The organism is Streptococcus sp. SS4, assembly GCF_030440125.1.
GTDB lineage: Bacteria > Bacillota > Bacilli > Lactobacillales > Streptococcaceae > Streptococcus.
Genome location: NZ_JAQFJM010000003.1, coordinates 21,615 through 35,464, shown reverse-complemented (window position 1 = coordinate 35,464; position 13,850 = coordinate 21,615). Strand labels below are relative to the sequence as shown.

General features: G+C 40.8%; 12 protein-coding genes. 4 read left to right on the top strand and 8 right to left on the bottom strand.

Annotated elements, in window-relative coordinates:
* Window positions 1–53 precede the first annotated feature (53 nt).
* From sufD to mecA, 4 genes are all read right to left on the bottom strand, one after another.
* Window positions 54–1,316, bottom strand: a complete 1,263-nt coding sequence (sufD, locus tag PCY16_RS03420) for a Fe-S cluster assembly protein SufD (protein ID WP_048790376.1) — start codon at window positions 1,314–1,316, stop codon at window positions 54–56.
* A gap of 36 nt (window positions 1,317–1,352) precedes the next feature.
* Complete coding sequence (gene sufC, locus PCY16_RS03415; protein WP_002883600.1) at window positions 1,353–2,123, bottom strand: Fe-S cluster assembly ATPase SufC; 771 nt, start codon at window positions 2,121–2,123, stop codon at window positions 1,353–1,355.
* Between the two features lie 161 nt (window positions 2,124–2,284).
* A complete protein-coding gene (locus PCY16_RS03410; protein ID WP_037598909.1) occupies window positions 2,285–3,442 on the bottom strand; it encodes a glycosyltransferase family 4 protein in 1,158 nt (385 codons plus the stop codon).
* Between the two features lie 3 nt (window positions 3,443–3,445).
* Window positions 3,446–4,195, bottom strand: a complete 750-nt coding sequence (gene mecA, locus PCY16_RS03405) for an adaptor protein MecA (protein ID WP_070576236.1) — start codon at window positions 4,193–4,195, stop codon at window positions 3,446–3,448.
* A 179-nt stretch (window positions 4,196–4,374) separates the two neighbouring features.
* Here mecA and PCY16_RS03400 point away from each other — a divergent pair, with 179 nt between their 5' ends.
* Window positions 4,375–4,773: a DUF3021 family protein gene (locus PCY16_RS03400; RefSeq protein ID WP_225791450.1), complete on the top strand. Its 399-nt coding sequence runs from the start codon at window positions 4,375–4,377 to the stop codon at window positions 4,771–4,773.
* A 59-nt stretch (window positions 4,774–4,832) separates the two neighbouring features.
* On the opposite strand, the gene PCY16_RS03395 is transcribed toward PCY16_RS03400, so the two are convergent.
* Complete coding sequence (locus tag PCY16_RS03395; protein WP_037598902.1) at window positions 4,833–5,687, bottom strand: undecaprenyl-diphosphate phosphatase; 855 nt, start codon at window positions 5,685–5,687, stop codon at window positions 4,833–4,835.
* Window positions 5,688–5,892: 205 nt separating this feature from the next.
* Between PCY16_RS03395 and PCY16_RS03390 the strand changes: the two genes are divergently transcribed.
* Together PCY16_RS03390 and PCY16_RS03385 are read left to right on the top strand one after the other, a co-directional pair.
* On the top strand, window positions 5,893–7,440 hold the full coding sequence (locus tag PCY16_RS03390; RefSeq protein ID WP_037597348.1) for an ABC transporter substrate-binding protein/permease: 1,548 nt from the start codon (window positions 5,893–5,895) through the stop codon (window positions 7,438–7,440).
* Window positions 7,440–8,180: an amino acid ABC transporter ATP-binding protein gene (locus PCY16_RS03385; protein ID WP_002886432.1), complete on the top strand. Its 741-nt coding sequence runs from the start codon at window positions 7,440–7,442 to the stop codon at window positions 8,178–8,180. The genes PCY16_RS03390 and PCY16_RS03385 overlap by 1 nt, the downstream gene beginning before the upstream one ends.
* A 93-nt stretch (window positions 8,181–8,273) precedes the next feature.
* On the opposite strand, the gene PCY16_RS03380 is transcribed toward PCY16_RS03385, so the two are convergent.
* The gene (locus PCY16_RS03380) at window positions 8,274–10,841 is read right to left on the bottom strand and encodes an SEC10/PgrA surface exclusion domain-containing protein (RefSeq protein WP_148513101.1); all 2,568 of its coding nucleotides are present in this window, start codon (window positions 10,839–10,841) and stop codon (window positions 8,274–8,276) included.
* A 298-nt stretch (window positions 10,842–11,139) separates the two neighbouring features.
* Here PCY16_RS03380 and PCY16_RS03375 point away from each other — a divergent pair, with 298 nt between their 5' ends.
* Window positions 11,140–11,730 carry a VanZ family protein gene (locus tag PCY16_RS03375; RefSeq protein WP_148513102.1) on the top strand — a complete coding sequence of 197 codons (591 nt, stop codon included), beginning with the start codon at window positions 11,140–11,142 and terminating at the stop codon, window positions 11,728–11,730.
* A gap of 542 nt (window positions 11,731–12,272) precedes the next feature.
* Here the strand turns inward: PCY16_RS03375 and rpsO are convergent.
* Window positions 12,273–12,542 carry a 30S ribosomal protein S15 gene (gene rpsO / locus PCY16_RS03370; protein ID WP_008535715.1) on the bottom strand — a complete coding sequence of 90 codons (270 nt, stop codon included), beginning with the start codon at window positions 12,540–12,542 and terminating at the stop codon, window positions 12,273–12,275.
* A 113-nt stretch (window positions 12,543–12,655) separates the two neighbouring features.
* Window positions 12,656–13,846 carry an MFS transporter gene (locus PCY16_RS03365; RefSeq protein ID WP_195413345.1) on the bottom strand — a complete coding sequence of 397 codons (1,191 nt, stop codon included), beginning with the start codon at window positions 13,844–13,846 and terminating at the stop codon, window positions 12,656–12,658.
* Window positions 13,847–13,850 lie beyond the last annotated feature (4 nt).

The following is a 13,850-nucleotide window of genomic DNA, read 5'->3' as shown; positions in this document are numbered from 1 at the left end:
CTTATCTCCCTATCTAGATATATTATAGGTTAGACTATCTGCGTCGATAGTTCCTAACGTTTGTTTAGTTTTGTATCAGTTACAGAAATCATTTCATCGCGTACTTCTTTAACTGGAATTTCGGTAATAACCGCTCCCAAGAAACCGCGAATAACCAAACGTTCTGCAGTGTCTTGATCAAGTCCACGACTCATGAGGTAATACATATCCTCTGGATCCACCTGACCGATTGAAGCAGCATGCCCTGCCGTAACTTCGTTTTCGTCAATCAAGAGGATTGGGTTCGCATCTGAACGTGCCTTGTCAGAAAGCATTAGAACACGGCTTTCTTGTTGTGCATCAGCACCCTTAGCACCTTTGACAATGTGACCAATACCATTGAAAGTCAAGGTACCACGTTCCAAAATAACACCATGTTGTAGGATATGTCCCACAGAGTTGTTACCATAGTTAGTTACACGAGTATCAATTCCTTGAACCTGACGCCCTGATGAAAGACCAATAACTTTAAGGTTGGCATGACTTCCATTACCAATCAAGTCACTATCAAAGTCAGCAATAACATTGCCCTCGTTCATGATACCAAGAGCCCAGTCAATGCTGGCATCACGACCGATACGACCACGACGACTAATATAAGTTGTAACGTTTTCGCCCAAACGGTCAATAGCCGCAAACTTAACTTGTGCACCATCTTGAGCAATGACTTCAACTGAAATGTTGGCACTAGCTTTTTCAGTCGCTTCACCTAGCGTTTCAAAGCGCTCAAGGTAAGTCAATTTACTGTTTTTACCAGCCACAATCAAAACGTGTTTGTTAAATGGAACATTTGAAGTTCCATCTTGGTAAAAATAGCTTTCAACTGGCAAGTCAATTTCAACATTATCTGGTACGTAAAGGACCGCTGCACTATTGAAATAGGCATAGTTATAAGCTGCCAATTTGTCCTCATCATAGGCTACAGCCTTACCAAAGAAGGCTTCAACGACTTCTGGGATTTCCTCAAGAGCAGTCGTCAGGTCTGTGAAGACCACACCTTGACTAATCAAGTCAGCTGGCAATTGTTCAAGTACAGTATTTGTTCCTACTTGGACCAATTTAGGGTTGTTTCCAAGCGCTGTAAAATCAGGTACATTTGCTGATGGTTCATTTTCAGTAATCGTTCCATCACCGAGATTCCAACGGTGGAATTTAACACGCTCAATTTTTGGAAGAGCCAAGCTTTCAAGCTTATCAAAGGCTGCTTGACGAAGGTCTTGCAACCAAAGTGGCTCTGCTTTTGCTTGTGAAAAAGCGATAATAGATTCTTTTGACATAGGTTACTCCTTTTCTAGTTATTTCGAGTAACAGACTTACGCTTCTTCGTGGTACTCGTAACCGAGCTCTTCAGCGATTTTCGCATAACCTTCTTGCTCAAGACGAGCAGCCAATTCAGGACCACCTGAAAGAACCACTTTACCTTCCATCATCACGTGTACGACATCTGGAGTGATGTAGTTCAAGAGACGTTGGTAGTGAGTGATAATCATGGCACCAAAGCCTTCGCCACGCATAGCGTTAACCCCTTTTGAAACCACTTTAAGGGCATCGATATCAAGACCTGAGTCAATCTCATCGAGAAGAGCAAACTTAGGTTCCAACATGAGCAATTGAAGAATTTCGTTACGTTTTTTCTCACCACCTGAGAAACCTTCGTTAAGGTAACGCTCAGCCATTTCTTCACGCATACCAAGCAATTCCATCTTTTCATCCAATTTAGTGATGAAATCAAGAACAGAAATCTTTTCGTCATCTTCTTTACCAGCGTTCATAGCCGCACGGATGAACTCAGCATTTGTGATTCCTGGGATTTCAGCTGGGTATTGCATAGCAAGGAAAAGACCTAGACGTGCACGTTCGTCAACTTCCAAGTCAAGGATACTTTCACCATCAAAAAGGATGTCCCCTTCTGTGATTTCATAGTTTGGATTACCCATGATAGCAGCTGAAAGGGTAGATTTACCAGTTCCGTTAGGACCCATGATAGCAGCAATCTCACCAGTTTTAAGAGTCAAATTAAGACCCTTCAAGATTTCTTTATCTTCAACAGAAACATGAAGATTTTTGATTTCAAGTACAGACATTGTATACTCCTTTTTCATATATACAGCGAGCAGTCGCTCGCTAATTTGCATTATTTTTTTGAAAATAGTCTTGCTATTTTCTGGAAAACAAAAAGAGAACTTCCATTTTCCTTAATTAGAATCATTATAACAAAAAAGCCATTACTTGGCTTTTCAAATGTTTAATTTTTTCGCCCTTGCTTCCATTTTAACAGGGTTGCTTGGCGATAATCACTATTTCCGATAAATTTCAGGAGGTTGAAGAGAGGTGTTCGACCAACGCCCCAAATCTCAAGCCCTTCAATCAGAATTTCCATTCCCAGAAGTAAACTCAAGAGCAAGAGAATACCACCAAGACGGCTAGAAACATTTAACAAGAGGGCAATCAATGAAAAGAGGATAGCGATGGCATAGACCACTAGAACCGCTCCACGATGAGTAAAGCCCATAGCTAGGAGACGATGATGCAAATGCATCTTGTCAGCTTCCATAGCTGGGCGCCCTGACAACTTACGGCGGACAATAGCCACCACTGTGTCAACAATTGGCACTCCAAGGATAATAACAGGTGACAAAATAGCCACCGCTGTCGCATTTTTCAACCCTTGCAATGACAAGACACCAATCATAAAGCCAATAAAGAGCGCCCCTGTATCACCTAGATAGATAATCGCTGGATGATAATTGTAAGGGAAAAATCCCACAATGGCAGCCACCAAGACAAAGATAGTCATGGTCAAGAAAATATCAGTGTCATAGAGGAAGAAATAAGAAATCACCCCCATAGTCATAAGGGAAATGATAGAAACTCCTCCAACTAAGCCATCCAAACCATCAATCAGATTAATGGCATTGGTGATGGCCGCAATCCATAACACCGTTAAAATCAAGGTCAAGACCGGCCCAAAATGAATCATGGGACCACCAAATGGAATCTTAAAGCTATCAAATCGGAAGTCTGTAAAAGCCCAAACGATGACAGCTCCAATGACAATACCAAGCATCTTAGGTAGAGGCTTTAATTCCAAGATATCATCAATGAAGCCAGTCAGAGCTACGACAGATCCTCCTACAACAACCGGCAAGATGTACCTGATGTAGGAAACATGCCAGATATCCTTATGAATAATCATAGGCATAAAGACCAAGGTCGCTAGTACAAAGGCCAACAAAATAGCTAGACCACCAGCACTAGGCATTGGCTTTTTATTGATACGTCTTGCATTGGGATTGTCAACAGCTCCGACACGTAAGGCCAAAGAGCGTACCAAAGGAGTCGCCACAATGGCAATCAAAAAGGTCCCAATCAAAACGAATATATAGTTAATGGTCCAAGGCATGTCTTAGCTCCATTTCGTTGCTTGTAGTACCGGTAAGGCGTCCTCTTCCATCAAAATTGTTGCATGCTCTTGTAGGTAGGCACGTGTTCGGTCTGCCACATTCGCATATTCAAGAAAACGCGCATACATATTGTTCGCGTAATAATCAGGCTCATCAGCCAAGTAAAGAAGGATTGTCATATAGTAGACATTCCCAAGTTTATAAAGCTCAGAACCTTCAACAGGTACATTCTTCAAGCCTTGTGTAAAGGTCACTACTTGATCAAAGTCAGAGAAAGCCAAGACATAGTGGGTATAGTCTTCACGAATATTTTCTTCAGCCACTTCCTTGGTAGGCTCTGTCATAGCCTTATCAACTTCTTCCAAGGTCTTCTCAAGTTCTTCGAGCTTATGGTGTGCTTCGATATCCCCCTTGTCCATAAAGTTACCTTCAAGAGCCTTGAGGAACTCTTCTGGAGAAAGCCCTGAGTAGTCGTCCATATCTGACAAATCGTTGAAATCAAGGTCTTCCTTAAGATCTGATTTAGTCACAAAGACATCCACACGGTCCTTGCGTGGCGTGACACGGAAGCTCAGCATCCCGCTATTTTTAAAGTTATCAGGCAAGTCCAACTCATCCATGACAGTGTAGAAAAATTCCTCTGTTTTTTCCTGGGGAATCAAGAAATCTTTCAATTCCATACCATGTTCTTCAAGATCTTCCATGGTAATCATGATTTTTAGAGTTGTCTCGCTTATTTGTTTCATTTCCATATGTAAAAAACCTCGCACGAGTAGTTATTTCATTATACTAGAAAAGCCAAGAGATAGCAATTTCTGAGCAAGTTTGCGTCTTATTTAGGATAGGGTTTCTAAAAACTTCTTAATGCTAACAAAACCTTGTATTTCCCCATTAATACCTGTCATCTCCCCCAGAAAGCGATATAATATAAATGAAACTATACGTGGAGGTGATGACCATGACTGCCTACAAAAAAGGGTGGCTACGAGCTAGCATTGCTGGGGGAATAACGAGTTTATTGACGCTCTTTCTCTACTTGTCGGGGCAACCTCATCAAGTAAACAAATCTACCTTTCTTACGGGGCTAATTGTCGCCATCATACTAGCAACTGCTCCCATTTACGACGATAACCGTTTATCGCTCAAACAGCAATCACTGCTCCACTTCTCTATCATGTGTGTTACCATTCTTCCAATCCTCTGTTTGTCCGGATGGTATCCCTTGCATAATGTCGTGGACTTCTTGAAAATCCTAGCTAGCTTCTTAACTTGCGGACTGGTCCTATGGTTGCTGGCTTATCTCATCTTTGGAAAACTTATCCACAAATGACTTCAAAACCAGATAAAAAGGACTCCAATTGAAGTCCTTTTCAGTTTACTTAAAAGTAATTATCCAAAAATAAGTTTAACAGCTCCATAGAGAAGCACAATAATACCAAGCACGATACGGTATTTTCCGAAAACTGTAAAATCATGTTTCTTAATGTAATTCATCAAGAAGCGAATCACGAACAAGCTGACAACAAAGGCTGTCACACTAGCTACCAAGAGAATAGCTGCTTGTCCACCTGTCAAAGTATTTCCGTCAATGAAGTACTTAACTGCCTTAAGGCCACTGTAACCAAACATGGTTGGAATACCAAGGAAGAAAGTGAAGTCAGCAGCTACGCTACGACTAGTACCAACGATGATACCCCCAAGAATAGTAGCACCTGAACGGCTTGTCCCTGGAATGATACTCAAGACTTGGAAAAGACCAATATAGAAAGCTGTCTTGTAAGACATACGTGCCAAATCCGTTACCTTAGGCTCTACACGTCGATTGCGGTCCTCAATCCAAATAAAGGCAATCCCGTAGACCACCAACATAATAGCTACTACAAAGAAATTACTGAGATGAGCCTCCATCCAGTCATCTAAAAGAAGCCCAAAGAAGGCTGAAGGAATACAGGCAATGACCACCTTGAGCCAAAGTTGCCAAGTCAACTGCACTTCACGTGCTGTCTTACCAGGTTGGAAGGGATTCAAGCGTTTAAAGTAGATGACCATAACCGCAAGAATAGCACCAAGTTGGATTACGATATTAAACATATCAATGAAATCTTTACTCTGTCTCAAATTCAAGAATTCATTAACCAAAATCAAGTGACCTGTAGATGAAATAGGTAGCCACTCTGTGATTCCTTCGACAATCCCAAGAAAGACTGCTTTTAGTAATTCAATAATAAATTGTGCCGTTTGCATAATTATCTCCGTTTTAAAATGCTAGCCCCATCACACCAAAAATGATCAGGGCTCCAAATTGTCCTTCCCATTATATCAAATTACAACTTGTATTTGAAGACAATCTTGATATAGAGATTGTTTTTCTAATCCCAGCTTATTGTCATTAGTCCTAATTTCCTGTAAAATAGTAAGGTATGACATTTTTATAGGAGACATTGTTTCAATGAAAAAAATTATTGTAGCCTGCTTTGCAGCGCTCCTCCTCGTTTTTGGTGGGGTATCAAGCGCTCAAGCAGACGAGTATCTCCGTGTCGGTATGGAGGCTGCCTATGCACCTTTCAACTGGACACAGGACGATGACTCAAACGGAGCCGTTCCAATCGAAGGTACTAAACAGTATGCCAACGGTTATGACGTGCAAATCGCTAAAAAAATTGCTCAAGCCCAAGGTAAGAAACCCTTGGTGGTCAAAACAGCTTGGACAGGTTTGATTCCTGCCCTCACTTCTGGCAAAATCGATATGATTATCGCTGGTATGAGTCCAACAGCTGAACGTCGTCAAGAAATTGACTTTTCAGATAGCTACTACCGAAGTGAGCCTGTTATGGTTGTTAGCTCTGATGGTGATTATGCCAACGCTAAGAGCCTCAAAGACTTCAAGGATGCTAAAATCACAGCTCAACAAGGGGTTTATCTCTATAATTTAATTGACCAAATCCCAGACGTCAGCAAACAAACAGCTATGGGAGACTTCGGTGCTATGCGCCAAGCCCTTGCATCTGGTATCATCGATGGTTATGTTTCAGAGCGTCCTGAAGCAAAAACTGCCGAAGAAGCTAGCTCAAAATATAAGATGATTACGCTTAAAGATGGTGGTTTCCAGGTTTCAGACGATGACGTGTCCTTGGCCGTCGGTCTTCGTAAAGGAGACAGCCAGCAAATGGAACAAGTCAATAAGGTCCTTGCTGGAATCAGCCAAGAGGAACGTGTCAAACTGATGGATCACATCATTGCCATCCAACCTGCAGATAAGACTGATGAGGCTAAAAAAGGAAACTTCTTTAGTCAGATGAGCGCTATCATCGCTAAGAACTGGCCACAATTCTTACGTGGTACAGGAATTACCCTTCTTATCTCAATTATTGGTACAGTTGTGGGTACTTTCATCGGTCTTATGATTGGTGTTTACCGCACAGCTCCTAAAGCTGCTAATAAATTTGTAGCTTTGCTCCAAAAACTCTTCGGTTGGGTTCTTAATGTCTATATCGAAGTTTTCCGTGGTACGCCAATGATTGTACAATCTATGGTTATCTACTACGGTACTGCCCAGGCCTTTGGTATCAACATTGACCGTACCCTAGCAGCTGTCTTCATCGTTTCTATCAACACCGGAGCCTACATGAGTGAAATCGTTCGTGGTGGTATCTTCGCTGTAGATAAAGGACAATTTGAAGCGGCAACTGCTCTTGGATTTACCCATGGTCAAACCATGCGTAAGATTGTTCTTCCACAGGTTATCCGTAACATCTTGCCAGCTACTGGTAATGAGTTCGTTATCAATATCAAGGATACCTCTGTTTTGAACGTTATCTCTGTTGTGGAACTTTACTTCGCAGGTAACACTGTTGCAAGCCAAACTTATCAATACTTCCAAACATTCTTTGTTATCGCAGCAATCTACTTTGTCCTCACCTTCACAGTGACACGCATCTTGCGTTATGTAGAACGCCGTTTGGATCAAGATACTTACACACAAGGAGGGGTTCACTAATGACTGAAACGATTTTAGAAATTAAAAACCTCAAAAAATCATACGGAAAAAATGAAGTCCTCAAAGATATCTCCCTCAGCGTCAAAAAGGGTGAGGTTATCTCAATTATTGGCTCTTCAGGTTCAGGGAAATCAACCTTCCTTCGCTCTATTAACCTACTCGAGTCCCCTTCAGGTGGTGAAATCCTCTATCATGGAGACAATGTCCTTGAAAAAGGTTACGACCTCACTACCTATCGTGAAAGACTCGGTATGGTTTTCCAATCTTTCAACCTCTTTGAAAACCTTAATGTTTTGGAAAATGCTATCGTAGCTCAAACAACCGTTCTCAAACGTGACCGCAAAGAAGCTGAGAGTATCGCCAAAGCTAACTTGGAGAAAGTTGGTATGGGGGAACAATACTGGAAAGCTAAACCAAAACAACTTTCAGGGGGTCAAAAACAACGTGTGGCCATTGCCCGTGCCCTCTCTGTTGATCCAGAAGCCATCCTATTTGACGAGCCAACTTCAGCCCTTGACCCAGAAATGGTAGGGGAAGTACTCAAGACTATGCAGGAGCTATCTGAAACTGGTTTGACCATGATTATCGTTACCCATGAAATGGAGTTCGCACGTGATGTTTCAGACCGTGTCATCTTCATGGATAAAGGGGTAATCGCTGAACAAGGTAGCCCAGAACAAATCTTTGAAAATCCTAAAGAAGAACGTACCAAGGAATTCCTCAAACGTTTCTTGGGTTAAAAACAAAAAAGTTAAGGTTTCGACCTTAACTTTTTTAGATTCTCAAATATATAAAAAAAAAAAAAACGGCAGATGCCGTTTTTTTGTCTATGATTAGTTACGACGTGTACGTCTGTCAACAAAACCAAGGAAGGCCAATAGTGTCATAAAGAGACCTACAAGGCTGAATCCTACTGCAGTTGACTCACCTGTTTCTGGCAAGCTGTCTGCTTCTTGTACAGGAGCTTGTTTCTCAGCTTTTGTTTGACCATAATTTACAGGAACTTGAGCTACAGTTTGAGCTGCTTGTTCTTGTGTTGTGAAAGCAATAACTTTACCATCTACATCGTAAACAGGTACTGGTGTAAGACCTTTAGAGATGATGTTAGCATACTCTTTAGCCAATTGTGTTTGAAGCTCTTTGTCTGCCTTAGCTTTCATATAGTTATCGAAAGCTGTTTGAACAGTCATGTATTCGCTCGTTAATTTATCACGTTTAGCAGACAATTCATCAAGTTTCGCACGTTCAGTTGAAAGAGCCGCTTTCGCAGCAGTAAATTTAGCAAAGGCTGTTGCACGTTCTGCTTTAGCCTTAGCTAGGTTAGCTGAAGCATTTGTAAGGGCGGCTACACGGTTCTTAGCAGCTGTCAAGGCTTGGTTAGCTTGAGTCAATGCTACTTGTTTCTTAGCAGTATCTTGCTTAGCAGCGTTGTATGCATTTGTCAAACGTTGCAAGGTCGCAGAGCTTGCTGCAAGTTTATCTTTAGCTGTTTTAAGCTCTGATTGTTTTGCATCAAGAGTTGCTTGAGCTTTGCTAAGTGCTGCTGCTTTTTCTTGTGCGTTAGCATTGAGGTTTTCAACTGCAGCGTTAGCTTTTTCTAATTCTGATTTAGCAGTTGCAAGGGCTGCTTGTTTTTCAGAAAGGTTATTCTGAGCAGCTGCCAATTTGCTTGCAGTCGCTTTAAGAGCTGCAAGTTCTGATTGAGTATTCTTAAGTTTAAGAGTTGCTGACTCAGAAGCAGATTTCTTGCTAGCCAAATCACTTTGAGCTTGATCGTTAGCTTGTTTAGCAGCTTCATAAGCTGCTTTTGCAGCTGCTAGATTTGCATTTGAAGATGGTTGAGATTGGTTACCTACATATGGGTTAGCAATCTTAGTTGTGTCAAAGCTACTATCAGAAGCGATAGAATTTTTATTGACATTGTTTACGTGAACGTTAAAGGCACCGGCAACAACACTGATATCTGTACCAATGTAAGCCTCACCACCATCTGCTGTAAGTCCAGAGATAGAACGAGCATGGTTCCACTCATTACCATTAAACATGAAGTCGAGCATAGCTTCATAGACATATTTCTTAATGTCGTTAAGTGTAAATGGTCCTGTCAAACCTTGCCATGTATTAAGGTTTTCACCAATACTTACACTATTAAATGACTTACCAGCACGGTCAAGGGCGGCACTATCATGTCTTTTATGGGTAATAGCTTCCCAACCCCAGTTATCTGCTACATAACCATCTGAAACACGATCAGCTGCAAGAACACTACCTTTTGAAACAGATGTTTGAGTTGTACCAAAAGCTGTACGAATTTGGTTAATCAAACTTGAAGCATACAATGACAAATCTGTAATTTGAGCTTCACTAAGGTTATTCAAATCACTAATTTTAACATTTTTATCCGCTTCATTATCTTGATAACTATTGTTACCACGATCACGTTTATTGACGTTCTTCAAGACTTGTTCAGCTTGAGCTATTTCTGCTGCTGTCGCTGTTTTAGACTCATGAATCTTAAGAGCATTGACATACTCTTGTGACACTGAGAATTTTTGACGAACATTAGCTGTTGAAGTTGTTGAAGATTCTGCTTTTTTCTTAGCTGCTTCAGCGGCTGCAAGGGCAGCTGCCTTTTCATTAGCTACTGTTTGAGCAGTCTCATAGGCTGCTTTAGCTTGGTTTGCTGCATTTTGGTCTGCAGTCAATTGACCTTCTTTAGCTGAAATAGCAGTAGCTTTTTCTTTATCAGCTGCCTGAGCGGCTGCCAATTCTTCTTGAGCTTTTTTCTCAGCTACTGTTGCAGCGTCAAAAACTGATTGTGCTTTAGCTTGGTTAGAAGCTGCCTCAGAAGCGCTAGAACCATTAAGAGCTGCTTTAGCAGCATCTACTGATTTTTGAGCATTAGCAACTTCACTAGCTTTAGCATTGACATTAGCTTGATCTGTATTAACGACAGATTGCTGTTTGTCTGCTGCATCTTTGGCATTTTTTTCTGCTGATTGAGCTGTTTCGACTGCTGACTTAGCTTCCTTAGCCGCATTTTCTGCAGTAGTTACTTGACCTTGAGCGGCAGCAATAGTTTCTGGGCTTGCTTCATCGGCTGCTGTTTGTGCCTTTTGCAAGTTAGCATCTGCTGTCGCTAGATTTGCTTGAGCCTGGTTGGCAACTGCTTCACGATTAGCAACTACTGACTCTTGTTGCGATACTGCTTGATTTGCAGCGCTGGCTTGTTCTCTAGCCGCTTCAACTTGGGCTTGAGTTGGGACAGCTTGTGTAGCTGTCGATGATACTGATGCTGTTGTTGAGGCTTGATCGTTTGTCGTTACCTCATCAGCTTTAGCAACTGTAGCAGAAACTGCAAGTGCTGCAATTCCAGCTGTCGCCAAAACCTTTTTATTCATAAGACGAACTCCTTTTTATGTTAAAAATTCACTACTATATAATAACATTTTAATAATCCTGAAACAAGATGCTGACTCCTAATTTTTTAAATTTAATTATTTTATAAGCTTTCATAGCCTGTTTACAAAAACCATTAAATTGTTAGTCAAAAGTAGAGTTGCTGTTTCAAAGTCCTTTTTTAGTCTTTGATTCTGCCTTATCTTTCCATTCTACCAAAACTTCGTTACAGTTTCTTAACTTTCTTTAAACGTTTTTTTGATATAATGTGTACTCATCATATGCAAATGGAGGAGCAAAGTGGCAAAAACATTAAAAACATTGAGTAATATCTTACTAGGAAGCCTATCACTGTGCTTGTCTTATTGGTTTTATAGGGGTCATCTCGAACAGTACGTTCATTACATCGCCCATTATGGCTCCTACTTCCAAGTCTTACTCAACCTAGTCATCATAGTCCTGCTTAGTTACTTTGTCTACGCTTTTTTGAAACTCCTTCTTACTAGACAGCTGAAAAAACAGACACTGCTCCTACTCTACTTCATTTACTTTCTTGCTCTCTTCTACCTACTTTTCTTGAAAAACATTGGTACCCAAGGTCTCTCACTTAATCCCCTTTCCTTCGCTCGGGAATTATACTGGGGGAGCCACTTCGTTCCCATCATGAACCTATTAATGTTCATTCCTCTGGGACTCCTCTTTTCTTCACGATTGAGTAATCTCCTACTTTGTCTCCTGACCCTTTTCACCGTCGAATCCATTCAGTACTTCGGACATTTGGGAGTCTTTGATTTAGGAGATATCGCCTTAAATATGCTAGGTATCCTTGTCGGAACCGCTATCCATCAACTCCCTCAATTTCAAACAGGTATCAAAAAGATTTTAAGATAAAGAAGCCTCCAGAATTAAACCTGGAGGTCTTTTGCCTGCTCTATAGATCTATCATCGTAAGAAATTCTTAGATGAATACAGCAAAACTGCCCTCTGAATCTAAAGAGCTGTTCTGAACTCGGACTAAAATCCTAGTGAAAAAGAAAAACTGCCCCATCATAGAGCAGTTCCATTTTCGTGTATTCAATTGAACAAAGCCTAAGCACTTGGCAAAAAAGATAAAATCTCCTAGAAACTGAAGTTTCTTCGTCAATTTTCCTATTTTTGCTTTGTGCTTTTGACGGTCTTTGTATCTTGGGAATTGAAAATAAACCAAAAAAACAAAATAACAGCCCTCTAAATCTAGAGAGCTGTTCTGAACTCGGGCTAAAATCCTAGTGAAAAAGAAAAACCGCTCCTTCATAGAGCAGTTCTATCTTCGCGTATTCAATTGAACATGACCTAAGCACTTGGCAAAAAAGATAAAATCTCCTAGAAACTGAAGTTTCTTCGTCAATTTTCCTATTTTTGCTTTGTGCTTTTAACGGTCTTTGTATCTTGAATTAACGACGAAGTCCGAGTGAGCTGATCAACTCACGGTAACGGTTAACGTCTGTACGGCGAAGGTATGCCAACAAGTTACGACGGTGACCAATTTTTTTCATCAAACCACGGTAAGTAGCGTGGTCTTTTTTGTGTTGTTTAATGTGGTCGTTAAGGTGATTGATTTCCCAAGTAAGGACAGCAACTTGAACCTCTACTGAACCAGTGTCACCTTCGTGACGTGCGTATTGAGCAATGATTTCATTTTTTTTCTCTTTTGAGATTGCCATGTTTTTTCTCCTTTTTTTGCTCCATCCGAGTCTTAGGATTGGCTCTCCTAAAACCAAGAAAGAGTTGGTTTGTCTTTACGACCTCTCTATTTTAGCTCATCTACTAATCTTTGTCAATCACAAGATTCACTGTTTAGATTTCTACATCTTAGACTTTTTGTCATTCTTGATTTCATCAAAAACCCAAGGAAAAGTAGGAAACTTACTATAGCATAGGCTAGGAAAATCCAACTAAAACTTGGAGATACAAGTGCCAATAATTTCAAAACATAAGGAGAGAGGGCAGACCCTAGGTTACACCCCAAGAGGACATAGGCTGTCGCTTTGTTCAACAGATTTCTAGCAATACGCTCAGAAAGTTGGTTAAAGATAATTGTCAAAACAGTACTATAGAAGAAACCAACACCAACTGAGGATAAAATCAAAATCGGTAAGTTACTAGCCGCTGACATCCCAAAGAGACAAACCGCCAATAAAAACATCACTATATGCAAAAGATGATTCTTAAAATATCCTATGAGAGAAGCGAAACTTAGTCCAGCTACAATTCCAATTCCCTGCTCTAAACTAAGTACTAAAGCTGATTGCCCACTCGCAATGGTCTTACCAGCAACCTGAAATAGAGGCACACGCAAACTAATCGAAGAATTAATACAGATGACAAATCCTGCTAAAAGGGCCATGCCAAGGATCATACTAAGGTCTTTTTTGTTTAGACCTTGCTTACTTTTTGTAATCTGCTTCCTCTCCACCTGATCCATCGTTGGCACAAAAAGGAGGTACATGGTCAGAATCACAAAACCAAGACCATAAATAAGAAAGGCAAAGGTCCAATGGATTTTCAATAGTTGACCAACCAAAAGAGAACACGAAGCTCCACCAATCAACTCCATGGAGCCACGAATACCTAACATCTGAACCCGTTCTTTACCTTGAAAGCGTTGACTGATGATGGCAATCGCCTTAGCATTGATAAGGCCAATCCCCATCCCAAAAGCAATACGTGACAGTAAGACAAGAGGATAGGCTTGTACAAAAAAAGGAAAAATCCCAGCACTACTAAGTAAAAGCAAGCCAGTCACAATTAGCTGTCTATCACTTAGCCATTTGTCAATAAATGAATTAAGTAAGAGCATCGCTACTACGGAAAATGAAGGGACAGATACTAAAAGCTCCACTTGCGCGGCAGAAAAGGTTGGGCTATAGTAGTCCAACATAGGTGGTAGCGCTGTTGAAATCGAAAAGGCCGAAATCAAGAGCAAGGATAGCCCAAGTAGGCTCATTTTTTCTAAAATTCGTGTCATAATA